The 23,750-nt window shown below is 68.4% G+C and carries 17 protein-coding genes and 5 pseudogenes; 15 read left to right on the forward strand and 7 right to left on the reverse strand.

The features are described from left to right. Window positions 1–202 precede the first annotated feature (202 nt). Window positions 203–514, forward strand: coding sequence for a GNAT family N-acetyltransferase (locus ABT147_RS40495; protein ID WP_351416048.1), 312 nt, complete (start codon window positions 203–205; stop codon window positions 512–514). Window positions 515–524: 10 nt separating this feature from the next. Here the strand turns inward: ABT147_RS40495 and istB (ABT147_RS40500) are convergent, their stop codons facing one another. Together istB (ABT147_RS40500) and ABT147_RS40505 are read right to left on the reverse strand one after the other, a co-directional pair. Further along, the gene (istB, locus tag ABT147_RS40500) at window positions 525–1,289 is read right to left on the reverse strand and encodes an IS21-like element helper ATPase IstB (RefSeq protein ID WP_502983247.1); all 765 of its coding nucleotides are present in this window, start codon (window positions 1,287–1,289) and stop codon (window positions 525–527) included. Between the two features lie 158 nt (window positions 1,290–1,447). Next, window positions 1,448–2,065 carry an NUDIX hydrolase gene (locus ABT147_RS40505; protein ID WP_351416050.1) on the reverse strand — a complete coding sequence of 206 codons (618 nt, stop codon included), beginning with the start codon at window positions 2,063–2,065 and terminating at the stop codon, window positions 1,448–1,450. Between the two features lie 229 nt (window positions 2,066–2,294). Here ABT147_RS40505 and istA (ABT147_RS47485) point away from each other — a divergent pair. Together istA (ABT147_RS47485) and istB (ABT147_RS40520) are read left to right on the forward strand one after the other, a co-directional pair. Then, window positions 2,295–3,891, forward strand: a pseudogene (gene istA, locus ABT147_RS47485) (IS21 family transposase). 52 nt (window positions 3,892–3,943) lie between these two features. Beyond that, window positions 3,944–4,660, forward strand: a complete 717-nt coding sequence (gene istB, locus ABT147_RS40520) for an IS21-like element helper ATPase IstB (RefSeq protein WP_502983248.1) — start codon at window positions 3,944–3,946, stop codon at window positions 4,658–4,660. Between the two features lie 107 nt (window positions 4,661–4,767). Here the strand turns inward: istB (ABT147_RS40520) and istA (ABT147_RS40525) are convergent. Further along, window positions 4,768–6,400 (reverse strand): annotated as a pseudogene (istA, locus tag ABT147_RS40525) (IS21 family transposase). Between the two features lie 215 nt (window positions 6,401–6,615). Between istA (ABT147_RS40525) and ABT147_RS40530 the strand changes: the two are divergent. The 4 genes and pseudogenes from ABT147_RS40530 to ABT147_RS40545 all read left to right on the forward strand — a co-directional run bounded on the left by ABT147_RS40530 (window position 6,616) and on the right by ABT147_RS40545 (window position 11,010). After that, window positions 6,616–7,770: a hypothetical protein gene (locus tag ABT147_RS40530; RefSeq protein WP_351416054.1), complete on the forward strand. Its 1,155-nt coding sequence runs from the start codon at window positions 6,616–6,618 to the stop codon at window positions 7,768–7,770. Window positions 7,771–8,328: 558 nt separating this feature from the next. After that, window positions 8,329–9,147, forward strand: coding sequence for an AAA family ATPase (locus ABT147_RS40535; RefSeq protein ID WP_351416056.1), 819 nt, complete (start codon window positions 8,329–8,331; stop codon window positions 9,145–9,147). A gap of 7 nt (window positions 9,148–9,154) precedes the next feature. Continuing rightward, a pseudogene (locus ABT147_RS40540) lies at window positions 9,155–9,579 on the forward strand (TniQ family protein); the annotation flags it as partial. Between the two features lie 366 nt (window positions 9,580–9,945). Then, window positions 9,946–11,010 (forward strand): hypothetical protein, encoded by a 1,065-nt coding sequence (locus tag ABT147_RS40545; RefSeq protein WP_351416134.1) that lies wholly within the window; start codon window positions 9,946–9,948, stop codon window positions 11,008–11,010. A 167-nt stretch (window positions 11,011–11,177) separates the two neighbouring features. Here the strand turns inward: ABT147_RS40545 and ABT147_RS40550 are convergent, their stop codons facing one another. After that, a complete protein-coding gene (locus ABT147_RS40550; protein WP_502983249.1) occupies window positions 11,178–11,546 on the reverse strand; it encodes a winged helix-turn-helix transcriptional regulator in 369 nt (122 codons plus the stop codon). Between the two features lie 450 nt (window positions 11,547–11,996). Between ABT147_RS40550 and nadC the strand changes: the two genes are divergently transcribed. The 4 genes and pseudogenes from nadC (at window position 11,997) to ABT147_RS40570 (ending at window position 14,361) form a co-directional block, all read left to right on the forward strand. Beyond that, window positions 11,997–12,884, forward strand: coding sequence for a carboxylating nicotinate-nucleotide diphosphorylase (gene nadC, locus ABT147_RS40555; RefSeq protein WP_351416059.1), 888 nt, complete (start codon window positions 11,997–11,999; stop codon window positions 12,882–12,884). After that, window positions 12,872–13,057, forward strand: a pseudogene (locus ABT147_RS40560) (hypothetical protein); the annotation flags it as partial. The gene nadC and the pseudogene ABT147_RS40560, both read left to right, overlap by 13 nt. A 383-nt stretch (window positions 13,058–13,440) precedes the next feature. Next, the gene (locus tag ABT147_RS40565; protein WP_351416126.1) at window positions 13,441–13,719 is read left to right on the forward strand and encodes a PhzF family phenazine biosynthesis protein; all 279 of its coding nucleotides are present in this window, start codon (window positions 13,441–13,443) and stop codon (window positions 13,717–13,719) included. A gap of 345 nt (window positions 13,720–14,064) precedes the next feature. After that, on the forward strand, window positions 14,065–14,361 hold the full coding sequence (locus ABT147_RS40570; RefSeq protein ID WP_351416061.1) for a DUF1330 domain-containing protein: 297 nt from the start codon (window positions 14,065–14,067) through the stop codon (window positions 14,359–14,361). Between the two features lie 45 nt (window positions 14,362–14,406). Here ABT147_RS40570 and ABT147_RS40575 read toward each other — a convergent pair whose 3' ends face one another. Beyond that, window positions 14,407–14,637 carry a hypothetical protein gene (locus tag ABT147_RS40575; RefSeq protein WP_351416063.1) on the reverse strand — a complete coding sequence of 77 codons (231 nt, stop codon included), beginning with the start codon at window positions 14,635–14,637 and terminating at the stop codon, window positions 14,407–14,409. Window positions 14,638–15,183: 546 nt separating this feature from the next. Then, the gene (gene tpg, locus ABT147_RS40580) at window positions 15,184–15,777 is read right to left on the reverse strand and encodes a telomere-protecting terminal protein Tpg (protein ID WP_351416065.1); all 594 of its coding nucleotides are present in this window, start codon (window positions 15,775–15,777) and stop codon (window positions 15,184–15,186) included. 89 nt (window positions 15,778–15,866) lie between these two features. Between tpg and ABT147_RS40585 the strand changes: the two genes are divergently transcribed. Then, window positions 15,867–16,391 (forward strand): hypothetical protein, encoded by a 525-nt coding sequence (locus tag ABT147_RS40585; protein ID WP_351416067.1) that lies wholly within the window; start codon window positions 15,867–15,869, stop codon window positions 16,389–16,391. A 119-nt stretch (window positions 16,392–16,510) separates the two neighbouring features. On the opposite strand, the gene ABT147_RS40590 is transcribed toward ABT147_RS40585, so the two are convergent. Further along, window positions 16,511–17,725, reverse strand: coding sequence for a hypothetical protein (locus ABT147_RS40590; RefSeq protein WP_351416069.1), 1,215 nt, complete (start codon window positions 17,723–17,725; stop codon window positions 16,511–16,513). 999 nt (window positions 17,726–18,724) lie between these two features. Between ABT147_RS40590 and ABT147_RS40595 the strand changes: the two genes are divergently transcribed. The 3 genes and pseudogenes from ABT147_RS40595 to ABT147_RS40605 all read left to right on the forward strand — a co-directional run bounded on the left by ABT147_RS40595 (window position 18,725) and on the right by ABT147_RS40605 (window position 23,647). Further along, entirely contained in the window at window positions 18,725–19,684 is a 960-nt protein-coding gene (locus ABT147_RS40595; protein ID WP_351416071.1) for an SCO4651 family lipoprotein, read from the forward strand. 933 nt (window positions 19,685–20,617) lie between these two features. After that, window positions 20,618–21,336, forward strand: a pseudogene (locus tag ABT147_RS40600) (IS6 family transposase). Window positions 21,337–21,904: 568 nt separating this feature from the next. Further along, entirely contained in the window at window positions 21,905–23,647 is a 1,743-nt protein-coding gene (locus ABT147_RS40605; protein WP_351416073.1) for an endo-1,4-beta-xylanase, read from the forward strand. Window positions 23,648–23,750 lie beyond the last annotated feature (103 nt).

The following is a 23,750-nucleotide window of genomic DNA, read 5'->3' on the forward strand; positions in this document are numbered from 1 at the left end:
AAGAGCCCGATCGACTACGAAAACGACTACTGGGCCAGCCTCGGTGAGGGGCTGGCTGCATAGGAAGGTCTCCGCGATTCGAGGGGATTGACACTTCCGACCGGCGCCGGCTGACCGTTCCGTTGAACAGCTTGCCTCCGGGCATCCGGACTTGATGGCGTTGGTGAAGTCGGTGTCCCCCGAGGACGCCGGTGAGAGCGGGATGGACGAGATCACCTCCGCTGCGTTCGTCGTACGTGAGGGCGCGGACGTGGTGGCTGCGGCGGGGTTTCAAGTCTGGCCCGCGGCAGCCGCCCATCTGTGCGTGCTCACCGCGCCGGGGGAAAGAGGCCGCGGGTTGGCGCGGCAGGTCGCTTCTGTGGCGGTGGCGCAGGCACTCGCGGACGGTCTGCTGCCGCAGTGGCGTGCCCGTCCGATGGCCTCCCGTAACGTTGCACGGGCGCTGGGGTTTCGTGAGCTGGGAAGCCAGCTCAGCATCCGTTTGGACCAGGAGGAGCTTCGCCTGGAAGGCTGACCAGAGCGTGTCACCCTGCGGCTTTGCTCTTCTGGGCTTTGGAGCGAGCCAGGCGGTAGGACTCGGTGCCGGTCTCGATGAGGGTGGCGTTGAAGGTGAGCCGGTCCACGATCGCCGCGCAAAGTCGGGGATCGGTGAAGGTCCGGCTCCAGCCCGTGAACGCCTCGTTGGAGGCGATCGCGATACTGCTCTTCTCCTCACGCTCCGTGAGAACCTGGAAGAGCATTTCCGCGCCGCGGCGGTCCAGTTCGAGATAGCCGAGCTCATCGATTTCGAGAAGGTCGACGCGCCCGTAGCGGGCGATGGTCTTGCCCAACTGCTTGTCGTCTGCCGCCTCGACCAGCTCGTTCACCAAGGCTGCGGCTGTGGTGTAGCGGACGCGGTAGCTGGCCATGGCAGCCGCGGTGCCCAGCCCAATCAACAGGTGCGACTTGCCCGTGCCCGAGTCTCCAATCAGACACAGTGGGTAACCCTTTGCGATCCATTCGCAGGTGGCGAGATTGTGGATGACCGCCGGATCGACGTTGGAATTGACGCGGTAGTCGAACTCCCGCAGCGACTTCTCGCGGGGGAAGTGAGCCGCCCGGATGCGGCGTTCGGCCCGGCGCCGGTCCCGGTCCTCACACTCGGCCATCAGTAGCTCGGCGAGGAACCCGGCGTAGGACAGGCCCTCTCGTTCGGCCCGGGCGATCGTGTCGGTGGCCTGGGCTCGCATGGTCGGCAGCCGCAGCAGACGGCAGGCAGTGTCGATTGCCGCGTCGGTGTCGACGCTCACGCAATTCCCCACTTCCGACGGCCTGAGCGTCACGTAATTCCCCACCCTCGCGGTCACGACTCCCCATGGGGGCGGTGAACGTGAGCGGTGCTGGTGTCGTTCTCGGCCTTGTGTCGTCGTGGCTGGGGCGTACAGCACCGTGGACGGCCGGGGGGAGGCTACCCGCAATACCTTCCGGCCCGGACGTGCTGCAGCTTGTGGGTGAAGCGGTGCATGTGGGGGTCGAGCAGTTCGTCCGACTCCTCGAGCACCTGCTCGTCGGTCAGCCACCGGATCGCGTTGAACTCCTCCTGGTCGTAGGAGGTGATGGTGTCAGCGTCGGCGGTGAGGAGGTACCAGAGCGAGACGTCAGTGTGTGCGCCCTGCCCCCGCGTTTCGGTGACGGTGAGGAAGAGGGGGAGCTCGCCGGTGATCGGCGATGCCGTGGCGTGGATGCCCAGCTCCTCACGACATTCGCGGACCACCGCGGCCCACGGGTCCTCACCCGGCTCGACGTGTCCGCCGGCCGGCAGCCACAGGCCCGCCTTGCGGTGCGCGACGAGCAACAGCTGACCGCGTGTGTCGTCGAGGACGACGAAGTAGCTCACCAAGTGCATCGCGGGAACATCCGGCTTGTGCACCCGGTAGACCGGGGCTCCGCTGGCGATCCACTGCGCGGCGGTCTTCAGGTGGGTGCGCTCCAGGCTGTCCCAGGGTTCGATGGCGCCGACCAGCTCCAGAAGGCGGGCACGCGGCTGATCGTCATTGTCGGTGAGCGGGTGGCCAGTTGAGGTCATCCGCGCATCCTGTCAGGAGGCACTGACAGGCGACGTCGATGACGGATCAATTTCCCCAGCTTGGGCGGTTTTGGCGTCATCTAATTAATCATCCTGAATTCTCCGCATTGTCCACGGATAGCGCGAAGGTCGGGATCGAGGGACCTGGTCGTCGCGGAGCTGCTCATGCCCCTCGTCCCTTGGTTCGGATGGCCGATGGGCAGCCCGGATGGCGAGGAGAACGTTCGGCGTGGTCGACATCACCGAGATCTACGTCCACTGGTACGCGGGCCGCTCGAAGAGCGAGCTGGCCGCGTCGCTGGGGGTGGACCACAAGACGGTCAGGAAGTACCTGGCCCCGGCGGAGGCGTCCGGGATCAGCCCGGGCGGGCCGCCGATGAGCGAGGCCGACTGGTCGAAGCTGATCAAGGAGTGGTTCCCCGGGCTCATCGACAGAAGGCTGAGGCAGGTGACCTGGCCGGAGATCGACCAGCACCGCGACTACATCAAGAGCCTGCTCGGGACGGTGACCGTCTCGACGATCCATCAGCGGCTTCGTGATGAGCGCAAGCTGCAGGTGTCGATCTCCTCGTTCCGTCGTTGGATTCATGCGACGCTGCCGGATGAGGTGGCGAAGTCGCAGGTCACCGTGTTGCGTGACGAGATCGAGCCCGGCTCGGAGGCTCAGATCGACTATGGATTCCTCGGGCAGTGGATCGATCCGCGGTCCGGGAAGCGCCATCGGGTCTGGGCGTTCGTGATGGTGCTGCCGTGCTCGCGGCACATGTTCGTCCGGCCGGTGCTGCACCTGGACCAGCACGCGTGGACGGAAGCGCACGTCGCGGCCTTCCGCTACTTCGGCGGTGTCCCTCGTCGGCTCGTTCCGGACAACCTGAAGACCGGGGTCGACAAGCCCGACCTCTATGACCCGAAGATCAACAAGGCTTATGCCGAACTGGCCACTCACTACGGCGCGTTGGTCGATCCGGCCCGGGCGGCGAAGCCGAAGGACAAGCCGCGGGTCGAGCGGCCGATGCCCTATGTCCGCGACTCGTTCTGGCGAGGCCGGGAGTTCACCTCGATCGAGCACATGCAGGCCGAGGCCGTGACCTGGAGCCAGCAGGTCGCCGGACGGCGAAAGTGCCGACCGCTGGGCGGGGCCGCCCCGATGACCGTGTTCGAAGCACTGGAGGCGGCCGAACTACTGCCTCTGCCGCCGACTCCGTTCGTGCTCGCCCGCTGGTCGACGGCCACGGTCGGCCCGGACATCCACATCAAGGCCGGCCGCACCCTCTACTCGGTGCCGTGGAAGCTGATCGGCCGCAAGGTCGACGTCCGCTCCACTCCACCATGGTCCAGGTCTTCCACGACGGTCAGCTCGTCAAGACCCACACTGCCCTCGACCAGGGAAAACGCACCGACAAGAGCGATTATCCGCCGGAGAAGATCGCCTTCCAGATGCGGACGCCGGTCTGGTGCCGCAGCCAGGCGTCCGAGATCGGCGACGCTTGCCGCGAGGTCATCGACCAGCTGCTGGAAGTCAACGTCCTCTATCGGCTCGCGCCGCCCAGGGGGTTCTCGGTCTGCGGAAGAAGTACGGCGAGACGCGGCTGGAAGCCGCCTGCGCCAGGGCGATCGCGGTCGGCGACCCCTCCTACCGCACCATCAAGGGCATCCTCATCGCCGGCACCGAGACCGACCCCGAGCCCGAGCCCAGCGGAGACGCCGGGGCCGCGGCCTTCCTTCACGGCCCGGCCCGACTCTTCGCCGCCGTCGCGACCCCCGGCATGACGGACGACGACCGCGACGACCAGGTCCACGACGAAGCCGCGGTGGAAGCCCGATGACCGTGATGACGCCGCTCTGCGGGAGTCACTCAAGGCCCTGCGACTGTCCGGCATGCTCGAAACCCTCGACGCCCGCCTCGCCCAGGCTCACGGCGGCGAACTCGGCCACCTCGACTTCCTCCAGGTCCTCTGCAAGGACGAGATCACCCGCCGCGAGACCGTCGCCTTCCAACGGCGCCTGGTGCGGGCGAAGTTCGAGCAGCAGGTCACCCTGGAGGAGTTCGACTTCACTGCCTCCTCGAAACTGCCCGCCGCCCAGATCCGAGGCCTCGGCGCCCTCCGCTGGCTGCACGCCGGCGAGTCGGTCATCCTCTTCGGCCCGGTCGGCGTCGGCAAGACCCACGTCGCCCAGGCCCTCGGCCACCTTGCCGTCCGCCAGGGCGCCCACGTCCGCTTCGCCAAGACCAGCCGCATCCTTGCAGACCTCGCCGGCGGCCACGCGGACCGCACCTGGGAGAAACGGATCCGCGAACTGGTCCGCCCCGACGTCCTCATCCTCGACGACTTCGCGATGCGACAGTTGAACGCCACCCAGGCGGACGACCTCTACGAACTCGTCTCCGAGCGGCAGGGAAGGTCTCTGATCATCACCAGCAACCGGGCGCCCAGCGACTGGTATCCCCTCTTCCCCAACCCCGTCGTCGCCGAGTCCCTCCTTGACCGGCTCATCAACACCAGCCACCAGGTGATCATGAACGGTCCCAGCTACCGACCGAACAAGCGACCCAAGAACCCCACCAGCAAGCCGGACGACCCCAAGATCAAGTAGCCGTCACCGCCCCCGGGGCTGGGGAATTACGTGAACTCAGCCCTGGGGAATTACGTGAGCGTCCACAGCGTCGGATGCCTGTGCGGTCAGCGCGTGATGGGCAGAGGTCATGATGAGTCCTTCCGGCGAAGCTGCAACAGCTCGTCCCACTGCTCCAGACGGGGCAGGGGACGCTGATCGGCGGGCAGAGCGCGGGCGAGACGGCGCGGAGTCAGGGGCGTGACCCTGGGCCGGGTCCAGATCCAACGGATCCGGGGCGGGGGTGCTGGCGGTGACGGTCGGTGCCGGCCCGGCTGCTTGGGCCGCCTTGCGGGCCTCCAGCGCGATGACGTCCTCGTTGAAGGTGCCTGCTGCAAGGGCCGCGCGGATCCCGGTGACTACGTCGGCGTGCTGCTGGTGGCGGTGCAGCAACAGCACTTTGACCAGGGCCTTCGTTCCTTCGATGTCTCCGAGGGCCTTCTTGGCCGCAGCCCAGAACGCTTCGTGGACGGCCGTGAAGGTGCCCTCGGCGCGGGCTTGATGGAGGGCCTCGGAGCGTTCCAGCGCCCCCGGCTTGGTCAGCAGGGCTTCCAAGTAGTGGTCCAGCACGAGGTGTTCGGCACCGCGACCGGTCAGCCGCCGATGGTGGGCGATCTCCCGTCGGCCGTCATAGACAGTCAGGTCGTCGCAGGTGAGTGTGACGGTGACCTTGCGGTCGATGAAGTGGACGGGGACCGAGTACCGGCACATCTTCACGGTGACCATGCCGTAGCGGTCGACGCGGGGCATGAGTGTGATGCTGGTGGCGAACGGATCGTCCGGCAGCGGCAGCAGATGGCCGGCCTCGCGGGCGAAATCCTGCGCGATCGTCCGCATCCTCGCCCCGATCCGCCGCTCGTCCTCCTTCGCCTCGAACTCGGCCAACCGGCCATTGAGTTCATCCAAGCTGTCCACCTGCGGCACCGGGGTGAGGTAGTTGCGGCGGAAGTAGCCGACCTGGCCTTCGACACCACCCTTCTCGTGGGCGCCGCGCAGGCCCGGCTCGCAGTAGAACGGAGTGAATCCGTAGTACTCATGGAAGTTGGTCCAGCGCGGGTTCTCCTCCCGCGAGCGGCTGCGAAAGACCACCTTCTTCACCGCCGGGGTGAGGTTGTCGTAACGGACCTGACCGGCCGGCACTCCGCCCAGCGTGGTCAGCGCGTGCACGTGGCCTTCGAAGAACGCCTGCTGACCGCACGAACGTGAGATGCGGTGCACGGCCTTGCCCGAATAGGCCAGGCGAAAGGCGAACAGATAGCAGCGGGTGCGCTGACCGGCGAGATCCACATAGACGTCTCCGAAGTCGACCTCGGCGTCCGCACCGAGTGCGTTGTGCCGGGTCACGAAGGCCTCAACAGGAGCCCCCACCTGAGCGGCGATCTCCTTGCGCCGAGCCGCGACGAAGTCGCGGACCGTCGGATACGGGATCGCCTGGCCGAACTCCTCCTCAATCCGCGCGACGATCCGACGCACGGTGTGCCACTGCTTGCGCGGCGCATCCAGATCAGCTCGCAGCCAGGCGTCGACCGTCTTCTTGTACGGCTCCATCCGAGGTGACGTCCTCACCGCCCGGCGGCGCGGGGTGGGAACCGGCGAGGAGAGCGCCTCCCGTACGAGGCGGCGGTGAACGCCGTACTTCTTCGACAGAGCGCGGATCGACAGCTGCTGTTGCCAGCTGTCCCGCCGGATCCGGTCGAACAGCTCCTGCTTGGACAAAGACATCCGCAGCACCGCCCCTGCCGGAAACCACAGGAACCGTCTCACCACAAGAGCCGAGGTGGGGCCACTTCGCCCCGTCACCACCCCTCAATGCACCCGTGCGACCCACCAACTGGGGCCGCTCGAAGCCAACATGCCGGGGCCGCTGAACAACGTCACAGCCAGTCTGCACGCACTCGCTGGTCGCCTTCCGGCTGACGCTGGTCTCCGACACCTCGGTGGACGTCGCGATGGTGCTGCGGGACGTGACGATGCCGCTGCCGATGCGGGCGGACTGGGGCGAGGACCTGGAATGGCCCTACCCCGGCCTGCTCGCTGCGGTGGTGGCCGAGTTCGCCGGGCACGCGGTGGCCGGCCTGCCGTTCTTCACCCCGGAGACGGTGACCACCGACCACGGATCGGTCTATCGCAACCACCACCTGGTCGAGGTCGAACGGGTCCTCGGCTGCCAGGTCCTGCCCGCGCCGGTGCTGCGGCCGACCGACAAGGCCGCCGTCGAGCGGGCCTTCGGCGTGATCAGGCAGCTTCTGTTCGAGCACCTGGTCGGCTACACCGGCGTCGACGTCGCCGACCGCGGGGCCGACCCGGCCGCGGACGCGGTGCTGACGGCCGACCAGCTCGAGCACCTGATCGCCACTTGGATCGTCGGCGTCTGGCAAAAACGCAAGCTGGGCGAGTACGCCCCGGCCTGGGATCCGGACGGCTCGCACAGCCCGAACTCGCTGTTCGCGGCGTCGTTCACGCAGACCGGCTTCGCGATGGACATCCCCTCCCCGGAGCTGTTCTACGAGCTGCTTCCCGCCCACTACGTCCGTATCGACAAGCGCCGCGGGGTGAAGATCCGCGGACTTTGGTACGACGACACCGACGTCCTGCGCGACTACCGCGGCGAGCTGTCGACGCGGGGCGGCAAGCACAAGGGCAAGTGGCTCATCCGCCGCGACCCGCGTGACCGGCGCCAGGTGTTCTTCCAGGACCCGATCAGCCATGCCTGGCACCCGCTGCCCTGGACGGGCATGCCCCGAGCCGGTCAGATGCCGGCGTTCGGGGACGCGCGGGCCAGCGCCCTGCTCGCGAAGGCCGCGGCGGCCGGGCTGAAGCCGAAGTCGGACACCGAGCTGCTGCCGGTGCTGCTGGAGCTGATCGGCTCGAACATCCCGGTCAGCAAGTGGCCGACCCAGCTGAAGAAGTCCCAGCGCACCGAGCACGCCCGCGAGACGCATCAGGCCAGGGCCGCGCAGGCCGACCGACCGCCGAGCACGCCCGCACCGGCCCCACCACCCGCCCCCGCCCGATCCTGCTGGGGAGGAGACGGCGACGGTGCTGAGCTGGCCGGGCCGGGCCCGCCAGACGCAGGAAGCGGTCGCCGGTGAACGGCGCCGGCGGCGGGAGGCCGTCCGGCCCGCTCCCGTCCCGCCGCCCGAGCTAGGGCACAGTTTCCGTGCCCGCAGCGTGTTCGTCCTGCCCGAGGACGACCTGGAGGAGGACCGTGGTGGACCAGACGACGCCGGATGAGCACGCGGTCGTCCCCTTCCTGCGGGCCGGCCCGCCGCCGGACCGCACCCGCTGGGATGGCAGCAGTGGCGGAGGATCCGCGGCACCTTCGTGCCCGCACCGCCGCTCACGCTGGCCGAGAACCAGAGCCTGAGTCCCCGGCGCCGGGCCCTGCACGACCTGCACCGCACCGCGACGCACGTCAACATGCGGCTGCAGGAGACGCCGATGAGCGCGCGGGTCGCGAACCTGATGCGCGGCCGGCTGCAGAACAACGCGGTGAAGTTCATGCCCGGCACCCGCGACGGCCTGATGATCAACGGCGGCGGGTCCAGGGCAAGACCGAGACCGCCTGCGACGCGGCCGCGTCCTTCGAGGACGTTTGGCGCGAGGTCCACCACCAGCTGCTGCCCGGCCCCGCCTCCGGCACCCGGGACGTGTTCGTCCCTGTCGCCTACTGCCGTCTGCCGGTCCGCGCGACACCCAAGGGACTCTGCAAGGCGATCTTGAACGTCTACGGCAACCCGCACCCCGGAACCCTGGACGACCTGGTCAGAGCGGTGCGGGACGCGATCCGGGACCATCACACCACTGCCCTGCTGATCGATGACATCACCCGGCTCCGGCTTCACCGCGAGGACGACCAGGACACCCTCGACCTGATCCGCGAACTGATGGACCTCAACGTCACCCTGATCCTGATCGGCGTGGACATCCCCGGCTCCGGACTCCTGCGCGGCGCCTACGTCGACCAGCGCACCGGACAGTGGGTCTTCCCCGACAACGGGCGAGGCGGGCGCCACAGCACCGCGGCCGCCACGCAGACCGGCCGCCGGTTCGACATGGTCGATCTCGACCCGTTCGACTACTCCACCCCGGCCGCCATCACTGCCTTCCTCGACCACCTGGCCGGGATCGAGGACCAACTGCGGCTCCTGCGGTCCTTCGAGGGCATGCTGACCACCGGCGAGATGCCCGAGTACCTCTTCGGCCGCACCCGCGGCGTTGTCGGCCTGCTGCGGCGGCTGATCGAGGACGGCTGCACCGAGGCGATCCTCACCGGCGAAGAACGCCTCACCCCCGAACTGCTCGCGAAGACTACGATTCACCTCGGCAACCTGGACGACCTCGACCCCGGTGCCGGCGAGGTCCCCGACATCCCGCAGAACACCGCCCCGCCCACCAAGCCCCGCCGCCGACGCAGACGCAACACGGTCCTCGACGACCGCGGGAGCAGGCCGGCCGCGGGTGGCTGACATGGCCATGAGCTCCGGGCGGCGGCCCTTAGGACTCAGCCTCGTCCCTCTCAAGGGCGAGTCCCTGACCGGTTTCGTCCTGCGTCTGGCCCACCGCCTGCACATCTCGCCCCACGAGCTCGCCCGGCTGACCGGCCTGACCGAACAGGACCGGCTCGGTCGGGCCCGGGCGTCACTCTCCACGCGGCTGACCACCGCCGAGATCAAGAACTTCGCCGCCACCACCGCCTGGACCCCCGCGAGGTCCGCGCGATGACGCTGGAACCTCTCGCCTCCCGCTATCCGCCGGCGGCCCGCAGCGTCGCCAACGTGCGGGCCGGCAAGGTCTACTCCATGCACACGGACGGATGGCTGTTCGCCACGACCGCCCGCTACTGCTCCCACTGCCTCGCCGGCGACGGCTCCGACATCCAGAACGCCCACGGCGGGCCCTGGCAGATCCTCTGGCGCCTTCCCGTCGTTTTCGCCTGCCCGCTCCACGAGGTGTTCCTGGAACACCTCTGCCCCCCGCTGCCACAAACCGGTCAACTTCAGCAGCAGAGCCCAGCTGTTTCCCCGTCCTGCCGCCTCCGGAGTCCACCCTGCCCACTGCCGGTCTTCCACGGATCAGGACATCCCGACCAGCTGGCCCGGCGCCCCCTGCGGGGCACCGCTTGCGCACGACCCACTGCACCATCACCGGCCCGGCCCCGCCCTGCTCGCGCTCCAGCACAAGATCCTTCGACTACTCCAGCCGGGCGGCCGAAACAGCCGGCACAGCAGTACTTCACCGAGCTCATCCTGCTCGCAGGACTGGTCATGATCAGCTGGCCACGCCTCCAGCCGATCGGCACCACCCGCCAACTCGCCGCAGCCGTCGCCCAGCACCTCGCCATCTACGAAGGAACCGACTCCCGTCCCTACCGCTCCACCGGGGCACCCGTCGACGCGCTCGCCTGCGCCGGCCTCCTCCAGGTCACCGATCGCCTCTTGGCCGCCGACGACCTGCGCGAAGCGCTCTCCGCGCTCGCGCCCGAGGAGAACCGGACCCGCAGTGGGATCCCGCCCACACGGCACCTGATCTGGGACAAGAACTTCAAGGAGCACCGCAGCGCATGCTCCGAACGCTTCCAGCACGCCGCCGACACGATCGTTCCCACCTTCCGGCGCACCGGCAAAGGCGGACTCCGCCTCCCCTCCACCGGTGTCGGCCTGCGACCCGAACACATCCCCGCGTTCTTGCCCCAAGCCCTCGCCGAACGCCACCTCAACTTCCTCTCGGCCATCGCCCCCAAGATGCGCCGACGCAGCGCCTCCGTCTTCCTCGTCCGGCGCGCACGCGGCGGCAGCCTCAATGAAGCCGCCCAGTTCCTCGGGATCAACCCCCAGGGCAAGAGGAACGGCTACACACAGCTGCTGAACCGCCATCTCCGTACCCGCGGCACGGCCCGTGACTACGAACAGGCCCTCGACGCCATCACCGCCGAACTCCTCGCCGGCCCTGTCATCGACTACCAGCGCCGACGCGAGGCCCTCTCCACCTGGACCCTGGAACCCGAGAACTGGCAGCACGTACTCGCCCAACTCCCAGTGCTCACGAGTAATCGAAAGCCCATCAGCGATGACCGCAGACGCCTGGGCGTCAGCGCCTACATCTGGACCCGCGTCACCGAAGGCGAGCCCGACTTCGCACCCTGCCCGCCGGACATCGCCCCCGACCCCGAACTCCGCGCCGTCTGGACCCGCGAGCGACACAACGTCTTCCACTGGCTCCGCAAAGCGGACCGCCAGCCCTACTACGGCGCCCTCAAGCCGCTGCTCGAAGACCACGCCGAGCAGCTCGCCAAGGCGATCGACTTGACAAGCCGGCTACCTCACGAGTGACGCGGTGCTGCGCTCGCGGTAGCTCGCAGGTCGGCGCGCGCCCCGGGGGCGACCACTACTGCGCTTCGGCATTGGCGGAGGTTTCGCGCCTGCCCCCGGCGCTCGGCCGAGCGCCGGCAACCTCGTGACCCGGCGGTCCCGCCCCGCCTCCGATCCGAGGCGGGGCGTCAGTCTGCGGAGCCCCTCTCCGGCGCCCCGTCGCCCACGGTGTCCGGAGGTGAGACGCGGCTGGCGGACTGGTCGTCGGTGTGGTCCGCCCCTTGCGGGTCGATCGTGGCCGCCCAGCGTTCCGCCCAGCGGGCGAGGGGGTTCAGGGCGTGGCGCGCCTCCTGCCCCAGCGGGGTGAGCTCGTAGCTGCTGTCCGGTAGTTGGTGAATCACCTGGGCATCCAGCAGTTCGGTCAGGCGCTGCCGCATCACGCTGGAGGACATGTCGTCGCACCGCTTCTGCAAGGGGCGGAACCCAAGCGGACCCGCGCGCAGCTCCCACAGGATGCGCAGACTCCACCGCCGCCCGAACAGATCGAGTGCGGCCATGAGGGGGCGGCCGGTGGTCGAGCCGCGAACAGGACTGCCAGGTCTGGGTGTTGCCATGTCGGGATGTCCAGCTCTCCAGGGTTGATGCTTCGAATTCCGACACGCTAGCATCGGCGACCGCTTCGGAAATCGAAACGGAGGAGGCTGTTGTGGCACCTGCCCTGACGACCTGGGTGAGGGGCGTTCCTGAAAGCCCGAGTCGACGGAGGCGAGACCGGCCGGGAGGACCAGTACATGCGCAAGGTGCCCCGGGTTCGACGTCGGCGCCGAGTCGCTGCGGACGGCTCACCCGGAACCTGTTCGTGGCGGGGGACAGGTGACCGGTACGCGGGAGATCGAGTACAGGATCCACCAGGTCCTGCGAACCGGCCTGGCGGAACTTCAGTGCTGCCTCGTCAGCGGTTGCCGCCACCGGGCCAACGTCCACTCAGAGCTGAAGACCAGATGACCATGACCGAGTTTCCCTCGGCGGCAGCACGGGCCGCCGCCGCTGCCGCCCTGGCCGAGGACGCGTCAGGGAAGGACATCACCACCGTGTGGAGCGTTCCCGAGGACCTGGCGGCCACGGCCGAGATCCGCACCCGGCAAAGCGGCATTGCCGCCGGCCTCCCCGTGGTCGCCGAGGTCTTCGCGCAGGTCGACCCCGAGGTCAAGGTCGAGCCGGCCGTCGCCGACGGCGCCCGACTGGCCGACGGCCAGGTCCTGGTGCACCTGTCCGGTCCGGCGCGCAGCCTGATCACCGGGGAGCGTACGGCGCTGAACTTCCTGCAGCGCATGTGCGGCATCGCGACGCTGACCGACCGCTACGTCCAAGCTGTGGCAGGGACCAGGGCGCGCATCCTGGACACGCGCAAGACGGCGCCGGGCCTGCGAGCCCTGGACAAGTACGCGGTCACCGCCGGCGGCGGCCACAACCACCGCCTCGATCTCGCGGCGATGGTCCTGCTCAAGGAGAACCACATCGCTGCGGCGGGCGGGGTGACCGCCGCGATCGAAGCGGTCAGGCGCGGGATGGCGCGCACCGGGCAGACCGTGGAAAGCGATGTCGAGGTGCAGACTGTCACACAGGCCGTCGAGGCCCTCGACGCCGGAGCCCGCTGGATCATGCTCGACAACATGCCGGTGGCCGACATCGAGCAGGTCGTGAAGGTCCGGGCCGGGCGGGCCCAAGCTTCCCGGATCCTGCTGGAGGCCTCGGGCACCATCCGCCTGGACACAGCTCCCGCCATCGCCGGGACGGGCGTCGATCTCATCTCGGTCGGGGCGTTGACGCACAGCGCGCCCGCACTGGACCTGACCATGCTGCTGACCACCTGCCCGGTGCCGTGTCCGAGGTAGCGGTCGTCGTCGCGTGTCAGCGAGACGGCGCGGGTGGCAGCCCGACCGCCGTTCTGGATGATGCGCCGTTCACCGACGAGGAGCGATGCCGCATTCCCACGGAGTTGGGAACATCGCACGCCGTCTTTCTCCGCGCGACCGGAATCGAGCGTCGTCGGCCCGCGTACACACTGCGGTTCTTCACCGCCCAGGACGAACTGCCCGCCTGCGGCCACGGCACCGTCGCCGCCCTCGCCGAACGGGAAGGCGGCGACCACGACTACCGCGCCGCCCTGCGTACGGCCCACCGCAGCTTCGACGGTCGGGCAAGCCGAAACGATGACGGCCTGACGGCGTCGTTCGACCCGGGCCCGGTCAGCCTGCGTAGCACCGGTGGACCCGAACTGAGGGCAGTCGCAGGCGGCCTCGGACTGAATGAGGACGCGGTCGCCGGCGACGCCTGCGTGGCGTCCCTCGGGCGGCCGAGGCTTCTGCTGCCCATCCGATCCCGCGCCGCACTGGCGAACTCACGCCGGACTCAACCCTGTTACGCGCAGCCTGTGACCGCTACGGTCTGCTGGGCTGCTACGCCTACTCGCCCCCGGACCGACACGGCCGAGCAGCTGCCCGGGTGTTCGCCCCGTCGATCGGCGTCCCCGAAGACATCGCCAACGCCAACAGCACGGCGTGCCTGGCAGCGCATGCTGCCGGGTTCGGCACACACCGCCTCGCTGTCGACATGGGGGACCACCTCGGCAGCTCGTCCACCATCACAGCGACCGTCCACCGCGACCGTACGGGACACCGGATCCGAGTCGGCGGCCAGGCAGCGATCGTGCGCGGGGTCATGCGATGAGGCCCGCGCGCTCAAGGCCAGGGTGCCGGTGCGCAGCAGGTCCAACTGCTCCGGTGAGAGCCCGGCCAGTTCTGGCGGCATCTGTGGCAGGGGCTCGCGGTTGATGGCCGATCACGCCGTACTGGTGCGACTCCTCCCTACTTGTCGTCTCCTCTTCGTTTCAGCTCAGGCCGCCGCCCTTCCGGCGAGGCCGGTCATCGACTCGACCGGCTCCGATCGCAGCCCCAGCCGGTTGATCGAAGCCGTCCGACTTCGACGCCGTCTCCGTCGGCTCGCTGACCCACAGCGCGCCGGCCATGGATCTGAGCATGCTTCTGATCGTCAATTCCGAACACCGGAGGAACCGTGGCCAAGGGCTACTGGGTCAGCGTCTACCCCACCATCGCAGACCCTGAGGGGCTTGATGTCTACAACGAACTGGCCGGTCTGGCCGTCAAGGCCGCAGGCGGGCGGGTGCTCGCCAGCATCGGCAGCCGGGTCGTCGCACACGAAGCCGGAATCGCCGAGCGCGTTGTCCTGATCGAGTTCGACAGCTTCGAACAGGCGGTCGCCGCATACGAGAGTGCGGCCTACCAGAAGGCGCTGGCCGAACTCCCCGACGGCTTCGAGCGCGACTTCCGCATCATCGAAGGCCTCGAGTGACGACCGATGCTGCGTCAGGGAGGAACACGATGCCGGCTGCGAGGATCACCCCGGCTCGTCAGCGCACCGCACGGTCGCGAAAAGCGTCAGGCCGGTGGCATCGGTGGTGATGTCCAGTCCAGCGCCGGTTCCCGGCGGCGCGGCGGCTCGGACGTCGGCCTCGATGTCGGCGGGGGTGCGTTCGACGAGGTTCCAGCGGCCGATGTGGGTCATCAGGGCGGCGTACGGGTTCGGGGTCGCGATGTTGGAGAAGTAGAACGTGCCTCGGGGCGGCACAGGCGGGACAGGGTGGTGCGGATCAGGGCTCGGGCGAAGCGTTCTTCGAGGTAGTCGAAGAGGCCTCCGGCCAGGACCAGATCGAAGGGGCCGTGGTCGGCGGCCAGGTGGTGGCGGTGCGCAGGACGTTGCCGGGGGCCGCGGCGGCCGGTGGCGCGCGCGGGGGGCCGTGCTCGGAACGTCCGCCGGGTCGCTCCCGAGTGCGGACTCGATGAGCGCGGCCTGGTGGGCGATCTTGTTGCGGTGCTGGTCGGTGAGGGGAGCGTGCAGGAGGTAGTCGTCGAAGCGGTGGCCCCAGGTGCCGGGCACGCCTCCGGGCTGAGCACGCAGGATGTACTCGAGGCTCGCGGCCGGGCCGGCGACTTCGCGGATGACGACAGTTGTCCTGCAAATATGACACCTATCGTGCTCAGCCTCAGCCGGGCCGCCCGCGGACACCAGGACAGCAGCGCCCGTCCCTGTAGGTGACAAGAAGCCTGCCTATGTGACAACTAACGTGCTTCGGCTCACGTAGACAGGTTTATAGCAGCCATGAATTCCGTGCAGCTAAAACGAGATATCGAGCCGGTCCACGTCCTTGAATTCCACGTGCACGCCCGCGCGTCCGCCGCCTTCCTTGCGGAAATAGGCGTCGGCGATGGCCTCCGCAACCAGCTCATGCAGATCATCATCCGTCGCTCCGCTCTCTCGCGCGGCCAGGATCAGGTCGGCGTGCGCGGGTGAGACGGCGGTCATGATGTCCCGCATCCGGCCCGCGTCCGAGGTCCCCTCCGGGCCGAATCCGAAGTAGGCCCGGCAGGAGATGATGAGCCCTCCGGACGTGACGGCGCGCTGCCTCGCCTGTGCCCTGACCTGCGGTTGCCACTGCGCCTCGGTCTCCTCCACCAAGGCCGCCTGGAGGCGCTTCTGCGGCCTCTTGACGGCGCCGGAGCGGTAGCGCTCCACGGTGCGGCGGGAGACGCCCAGGCGCTCGGCTACGGCCGTCGTGGAGCCCTTGGCGCGCGTGAGGAGGAATTTCATCTGGGCTCGTGCGGATTTCGGCGCGGGACGGGTGAACAAGGCACGTTCGGCCCGTCCGAGGCCGTCGAAGAGCTTGCGCCGGAGCGTGGCCGACGCCGCGTTGGTGTGCTGATCATCCATACCGGCAGCCTCGGGCCGGTCCTCTGTGGACAGGGGCCACCGGGAGCCGGGCAGGATGGGCGAGCACATCATCACGGGAAGGGGCGGTTGTGCGGCTGACGATCGACACCGGGACGGACACCTACGAGCAGGCGATCGCCGCCGTCCAGGCCGCCTACGGGCTGCGGCCGGACGTCCCGGTCGCCTGGCCCGACGCACCCGCCGCCGAACCACGCCCCGGCCCGCGGGACCTCGCCGACGAAAACCTCGCCGACGGCTGGACGGACCAACTGCTGTTCCAGCTGATTGCCGCACTGATGCCCGGGGCCCGGGCGGTCCTGCGCCGCATCACCGAGCAGGGCGGCACCGCCTCGTACGACGACGTCCAGCAGCACTTCGCCCACCATCCGACGCATCCGATCCCCGTCTCGCGGATCGGCGGGAGCCTGACAAGCATCAAGGCGGTGCAGGGCCGCATCGGCCCGGACGGCGCCGGCCCTGTGCTGCAGCGGGATGAGCGGGCACGGCACTACCGCATCGACAACGCCCTCCTCCCCGGGCTCACCAGGGTCTTCGCCCTGGCCGATGCCCGCCCGGACCTGCTGCGCGGCGAACCGTCCGGGGCAGCTGCTTGACGAGTCCGTGCCACTGGCAGATCGGCGTCCCGCTCGGGCCCGCACTCAGATGGATCGGCGCGGGGGCCGGCACGGTCCTGACGTCGGACGCACGCACAGTGCCGAGGCGAGAGCGCTGCTCACCCGGCCATCGCGCTGACCCGTGCTTTCTCTTTGTACTCGGCCCTCTTGACCGCATCCTGTACACGACTGCTGACGCTCTCCCACAACTCCCAAATCTTGAAGCCGGGATACCCGAGCGCGAAGAGGACAGCGGCCGCGAGCCAGTAGAAAGACTTGTGGGTGGCGATGCGCTCCGGGACCATCTCGTCCGGCTTCGTCGGATCCACCAGGACCGTGTCGGTCTTCCCCTCGAGCTCCTTGAGCCCACTGTCCCTCTGGGCGAAGGTGACGCCGTTGAGCGTCCACTCATAGGTGCAGTCGTAGAACGGGAACTCGCCGTGCTCAGTCCGGTACGTGCCCATCTTCGTGCATTCGCTCACCGCAGCCGTGACCTGCAGCCGGTGTGCCAGAGCGTCCTGATGGTAGTGGACGCCGATGGCCAGCAGCACGAGCGAGGCCACAGCGATCGCCCCGGCGAAGGAAATGGCGAGCGCATGAGCAGCCCAGTCCCAGTGCACCCCAAGCTGTTGCAGCTGGCGCCGGCGCCACCGGCCCACCCTGATCCCGGCCAGGACTGCCATGATCGTGGTGCCCGCTCCCCCGATCAGCCAGGCGGCCAGGTCTCCGGTCAACGACGGTCCGACGACCGCCATCCCGATGCCCGCTACGCAGAGCACCGCAGAGCTGATCAGAGCGATCCTGCTCGCCGTGCGCGCAGCTGAGCGGCGCGCGGACAGGGCCACCGCAGCCTGCTCGGCGATCCTGATCGCCTCCGCCACGACGGCTTCGTCTGCTGCCACCTGTGCCTGGCGCAGCTGTTCGAGGAGATCCTGGGTCTGGGAGGCGAAGGCTTCCTGTTCCTTGCGCGCACGGCGCAGATCCCGGCGCAGCGCTGTGGCATCGCGTTCCGCTGTTTCCAGGGAGGTGCGCATACGGTGTAGCTGAGTGAGCGCTACCTGCTCGCGTTGGCGGGCGGCGTTGCGCTGGTCGGTGAGGTTGTGGACCTTCCACACCAAGGGCTGGAGTACCGCGAGCGCGGCCATGTACAGCTCATCGCTGTGCTCCAGGGCCTGGGGGTCTACCGGCCTGCCCTCGCGCCGGGCGAGTACCTCGTGCAGCCGCCGCACGAAGCCCCGTTCGGGGACCTCCTTCTTGCCTGACAAGAAGCACGACAGGGTCGCCGGGGTGATCTGGAGCGCTAGGGCCGCGTCCGCGTCCTTCGGGAAGGACACATCGACAAGCTGCCGTAAGTGGGCCGCCCACCGGGCTACTTCGGACGCTAATGCCGGGTCGAGATCCTTACGAGGACGGCCTCGTCCACGGCCCGCTCCCCCGCCGCCGGCCCCTTCCGGGCCACCGCTCGCCATGACCTAACTCACTCCAAAAAGCCTGCTCAAAGCCATTGTTGGGGCTTGGGCAACAAATCGGGTCCCGGCATCTTCTCAGGTGTTCACGCCCGACACGGCCGAATCCGCAACCCGGTGCCAGGCCACCGGTATGCCCACAGGCCCACACGACTGGAGCACGACCATCAGCGCCAAACCGCACCCCCCGTCCGGCCGACGTTGCCGCCCCGCACTACGGCGCCACCTGTCCCGTACCGCCCTGAGCGGACTGGTCCGCGGAGCAGCTACCGCCATCGGCGCCCTCGCCGCCGGAGCGATCCTGGCGTGGCTGCGCGAACACCTATGACCTGACGCCAGCACTCAGCGGGGGCGGCGCCACACAGCCGCCGCCCCCGCACGCTGCAGCGAGCACGGGGCTTGGGCCTTGACCCCTGATCCTGGAGTTTCCTTTGGGGCCCAGGATTCCGCCACGCCGACGACACGGCCCGGGCTGCGGCTCAGCCGAGTGCGGCCAGCGGACCTGACCAGTTCAGGTCCCGATCAAGGGCGGCCCGGGTTGCCCCACCCGTGCCCCCGCTGGCCCGAACCGGCGAAGCGGGACACCGGGCCTCCCCCGCCTCGGACGCCACCGAGTCGTCGACCAGCTACACCCGCACCCGCATCCGGTGCGCGAACACGGCAAGTTCTGGCTACTGACTCAGCGAGATCAATGCTGGAATGGATTCCGGATTCCGGCGATGGCCGTGATGACCTTCCACTGCCGGAATGCGCGCATGTTTCCCCCGATCGCAAGGTCCATTCGCGCTGAACGGCTTGTTGTCTCAGAGAGCCCGCCTACACCTCGCCATACCCGCATTTTCTCGCCAAGGCGCTTAGGCGACAGGCGTGTTCAGCTGGATCTTGGGAATTCGGGACGACAGAAAGTCGGTCTGCAGAAGTCGGCCGGCGGTCGATGAGGGGATGGGTATTCACATGGGCAACAGGAGGATGAAAGCCGCGGCGATCGGGACGGCTGCGGTGATGGGCAGCATCGTTCTGGCGGGCTGTGGAAATGACAGTGAACCGGCGTCGGACAAGGCCGGCTCCTCGTCCGGTGCAAGCCGAAGTGCGGGCGCCCAGGAGGACGGCACCACCGCGGTACGGGCCGCCTACGACAAGACGGCCGAGGCTGAGACGGCCAAGATCACGATCGACATGAAGGTGTCCGCAAAGGGCCAGTCGATCACCACGGACGGCCAGGGCGCGCTCGACTTCCAAGAGGGCGAAAGCGTCATGACCGTCACCGCCGAGGGTAAGAGCATCGAGCAGCGTGTCGTCGACCAGGTGCTGTATCAGAAGGTGCCCGGGCAGAAGGCCCAGGGCGGCAAGCCCTGGATGAAGATCGACCTGAAGAAGGCCGCGCAGGCGCAGGGAGTGAGCGGCCAGCAGATCGGCGACCCGGCCCAGTCCGCCGCGTACGCCAAGGCGATCACCGACAAGGACGTCACCGAGGTCGGTACCGAGAAGGTCGACGATGTCGAGACCACCCGCTACCGGGTCTCGGTGAACGTCGCCGAATTGCCGGGTGGCGCTCAGCTGCGCGAGCAGGTCGGCCCGAAGCTGCCGATGCACGTCTGGCTCGACGACGACGGCCGGCTGCGCCGCCAGCAGATCGACATGACGGTCAAGGCTCCGGCCGGGGCCGGCGCGAAGGCGGACAACAGCGCCTCGCCCGAGCAGGTCAAGATGACCATGGTGATGAACTACTTTGACTTCGGCACCGAGGTCGACGCCGAGGCACCGCCGGCAGGCCAGGTGACCGACATGACGGACGAGGCCATGCGGCAGGGACAGCAGCAGAGTTGATCCGAACGTAGGACTGACGGTGGCGGCCCCGACAATGGCTCGGGGCCGCCCCTGTGTGAACCGCTCCGGGATCAGTGGAGGCTCGACGCGTCGACTCCAGTCGCCGGCTGGGGCTGGAGTCGAGCAGTGGTGGTCTCGTGCTCGTGGAGTGGGACGTCTCCGCGCGGTGTGGAGGCACTGGTTGGTGAACCAGTCGACCGGGACTCCCCCCTTGCGTGTCCCGCAGCTGGTCGGTGTCGACGCTGTCATCCGTTGCCACCGCACCCTGGAGCAGGCCCTGTATCCCTGACCGCGCCCAGGCGATCAGTGTTTCCGCGACCGCGCGGTTGATGTTGGTTGGTGTGCAGGGAGACCTCGCGCAGCACCTCGAACCCGGCCGTCGGCGGTAGCCGGTGGGACGGGACGCGAGGACGGGGCATTCGACGCCTACCGCGCTGAGCGACCGCGGGCCATCCATGCCTCACTGTAGGTGCTCGCACCTGCGACTCTTCCGCAGTCTCTGACCGCAGGTCGTCGCCGACGCGGGGTGTTGGCCGGCGCCGTTCAGCTCCCGCCCCAGCGGGACCGTCCCAGTGCCGCCTCCCGCAGGTATGCGGCATTGCGCAGCCTGAAGGCGTACGGGGCATCGGGGTGCCGCACGAGTTGGTCCCACCCGGGGATGGGCTCTTCGCTGTGTTCGCTTCCAGCGCTTCCCAGTCCGGGGTGCCCGAGCCGAGCGTAGAGCTGGGCCGCGCGATCCCAGTATCCGTCCACGAGGGCCAGGCGCTCGACCACTCGCAATTAGGGCGCCCCGTGCCGAACTCGACGGCACGGCGGCCACCGATTGAGAGGATTGCCGCGCTCTATCGTCCCAGCCGCAGCGCACGGGAAGGCGCTGTCACGTTGGTTGACTGGATGGGATGATCTTCTGGTTGATCGTGCGGGGGGCTGTCTGTGGGGGCCGTGTCGCCGTCGAACAAGGGCCACCGGTACCCGGTCGAGGTCATCTCCCACTGCGTGTGGCTGTACTACCGCTTCCCGCTGTCGTTTCGCGAGGTCGAGGAGCTCATGTTCGAGCGCGGGATCGTCGTCTCCTACGAGACCATCCGTCGCTGTTGCGCCAAGTTCGGGCAGACCTACGCAGGCGCCCTGCGCCGCAGGCAGCCCCGGCCTGGTGACAAACGGCACCTGGACGAGGTCTTCATCAAGATCAACGGGCGGTTGCGGTACCTGTGGCGGGCCGTCGACCAGGACGGGACGCTGCTCGACATCCTCGTACAAAACCGGCGGGACACCGCTGCGGCCAACGCTTCTTCCGCCGTCTGCTGAAGAACACGGGTGCGGTGCCGCGGGTGGTCGTCACCGACAAGCTCCGCTCCTACGGCGCGGCCCACCGCGAGGTCATGCCCTCCGTCGAGCATCGGCAGTCGATGTACCTGAACAACCGGGCGGAAAACAGTCACCAGCCAACGAGGCAGCGCGAACGGGCGATGAAAGGCTTCCGCTCGGTGGGCGGAGCACAGCGGTTTCTGTCCGCGTTCAGCGGCATCTCGCCCCACTTCCGGCCCCGCCGCCATCTGATCCCCGCATCCCACTATCGAGCCGAGATGACCGTCCGCTTCGCGATCTGGGAGCAGAGCACCGGAACCGCCGGCCTGCCCACCGCGCCGTGAGCACACAGCCGGAACCCGACTCCTCCACGCCCCGGCACACCGTCAGACAACACCACACCCAACAACGTGACACCGCCCGCCTTGTGGGATCGGCTGTCCGCGGCCGGAGAGGACGGAGTCTGCGATGGCACCGAGCCTGCTTGGCTTTCTCGTCAGGCGTGGTGTCGGCGTGCAGGCAGTGCATCACCAATGTCGACACCAACAGCCCCGGCGCCGATCCCGGCCCGGTCGTCATCGCCTGTCACGACCAGCGCGTCAACTCCGTACGCTCAGCCTCGCTGAGTACCAGTTCTGACTTGTGGCGGCCCGGCCGCGGCTCGTCCGCCAGTCCCACCATCCGCCGGTCAGCGAACAGTGAGCGTACTTGCGTACCGTCTCCGTGGATACCCTGAAGTTCGCTGGCACACGCGTGTTTGATGCGCCTTCCGCGCAGGCCGCAACAGTCCGGGCCCGCTCCGCCACACGAGCTGGGACGTGCCACACAAGGCCGCCGTACCTCATGCGTGATGAACTGTGGCCCGGCTTCGAGACGTTGATCTCGTCTCGAACAAGAGAGTGGGGGGGGACCGTGGACCTTGGTGGGGGGACGTGGCAGCGACTGACCGCCGTGGTGCTCGTCATGGCGGTGGCGGCCGGGTGTACGGGGCAGGGCGAAGGCGCGGGCGGCGGAAACGACGAAGACCTGCTGCGGAACCACGACTGGACGCAGATGCCGGGCACCACCGCGCGGAACGACATCCTGCGGGTCAGCGCATTGGATCGGCACATCGTGGAGCAGGACTCCTCCGGCGGCCAGCCCAACCCCCCGCTGAACCTGGCCGGCCCGCATCTTAGGTCCGATGGCGACTTCACCGTGACCGCGCGCATGTCCGGTGTGGGTGACGATGACGGCGACTCATGGCTGCGGCTGTACGGACGGGTACCGGTCATCTACGACGAGTGGCGGCAGGAGCGGCCCTCACTCCGCGTCGGCGTGACCGCCGACGGACAAGTGAAGGTACAGATATGGGACGGCGAAGGCGATGAGCCGGCCACCTCCAAGGATTTCGACTGCGGCTGCTCCGGGACGGTGACGCTCGCCGTGTCGAGCATCGGTGACACCTTCCGCGTAAAAGCCGACGGGCGGCGGCTGGGAACTGTGCAGGACCCGGGGGTGTTCGCCGAGGGCACTGTCTGGTTCGGTCTGGAGGCGGACGCGGGCGAAGACGAGCGCCGAGAGGGATGGCGTCTGACGCAGCTGATCGCGCGGGCAGAGAGCGGTGACTCGCTCCGCGTGATCAAGGCGCCGCAGCTACGCCAGGAGCAGTCCGACGACTCGCTGCGTGCGCGGGCCGCAGACGTGGGGCGGCCGTTCGACGTCGGCGCCGCCCTGGCCGAGAACCCGCTGCTCACCGACTCACGCTACCGGGCGCTCGCGGGGAGCCAGTTCTCCATGCTCACTCCGGAGAACGCGTTCAAGCCACAGTTCCTCCACCCACGCCGGGGCGTCTACGACTTCCGCGACGCGGACCTACTCGTACGCTTCGCCCGCGCAAACGACATGAAGGTGCACGCGCACACCCTCGTCTGGCACGAGGCTCTGCCCAACTGGATGCGGGAGAACGACGACCCCGAGGAGGTGCGCCGGACCATGCTCCGGCACATCGCCATGGTCGCCGGGCACTTCAAGGGAAGAGTCGCGGAATGGGATGTGGTCAACGAGCCCATGTCCGACGACGAGAAGAGCTACACCAACGGGGATCTCGGTCTGCGCTCCGAGCAGAGCCCGTGGTTCGAGGCCATGGGCGAGGAGTACATCGACGAGGCGTTCAGGGCCGCCCACCGGGCCGATCCGAAGGCACGGCTGTTCCTCAACGAGTACGGGGTCGAGGAGGAAGGCGAGCGGTGGGACGCCCTTTACGATCTGGTCAAGCGGCTCAAGGAACGCGGCGTACCGATCGACGGCGTGGGTTTCCAGAACCACGAGTACGCACCCGGCGACCGCATCGACCCGGAGACTTTCCGCAGCCATGTGCGGGATCTGGCGGAGCTCGGGGTTCAGGCGCGGGTGTCGGAGATGGACGTCACCATAGGTGAGGACGAGGAGGACGGGCGGCAGACCCAGGCTGATGAGATGGCGGGCAAGCTGCGGGTATGCCTGGAGGAGCCGAACTGCACATCGTTCTCCACATGGGGATTCACCGACCGGTACGGTTCCACCGCCGACACCAAGATCTATCCTCCGCGCACGGCCGATTCCCTGCCGTGGGACGCGGCCCTGCGGCCGAAGCTGGCGTACGAGCGCCTGCTCGAGGCCTTTGACGAGGCGTGAGGAATCAAGGTGCGATCTCTCGGTAGGGTGTCGATGGCAGTGAGAGTCAAAGAGCGTCTTGTTCTGCCAGGGGCGTTTGATAAGGCGGCGAGTTGAGTAGGTC

The organism is Streptomyces sp. NPDC001868 (genome assembly GCF_040297125.1).
Classification (GTDB): domain Bacteria; phylum Actinomycetota; class Actinomycetes; order Streptomycetales; family Streptomycetaceae; genus Streptomyces.

What these genes read in the sequence shown, in the direction of transcription:
- ABT147_RS40495 (WP_351416048.1), top strand. Translation starts at nt 203, where the DNA reads ATGGACGAGATCACCTCCGCTGCGTTCGTCGTACGTGAGGGCGCGGAC.
- ABT147_RS40505 (WP_351416050.1), bottom strand. Translation starts at nt 2,065, where the DNA reads ATGACCTCAACTGGCCACCCGCTCACCGACAATGACGATCAGCCGCGT.
- ABT147_RS40550 (WP_502983249.1), bottom strand. Translation starts at nt 11,546, where the DNA reads ATGGCCGCACTCGATCTGTTCGGGCGGCGGTGGAGTCTGCGCATCCTG.
- istB (WP_502983248.1), top strand. Translation starts at nt 3,944, where the DNA reads ATGCTCGAAACCCTCGACGCCCGCCTCGCCCAGGCTCACGGCGGCGAA.
- nadC (WP_351416059.1), top strand. Translation starts at nt 11,997, where the DNA reads ATGACCGAGTTTCCCTCGGCGGCAGCACGGGCCGCCGCCGCTGCCGCC.
- ABT147_RS40545 (WP_351416134.1), top strand. Translation starts at nt 9,946, where the DNA reads ATGATCAGCTGGCCACGCCTCCAGCCGATCGGCACCACCCGCCAACTC.
- tpg (WP_351416065.1), bottom strand. Translation starts at nt 15,777, where the DNA reads ATGGATGATCAGCACACCAACGCGGCGTCGGCCACGCTCCGGCGCAAG.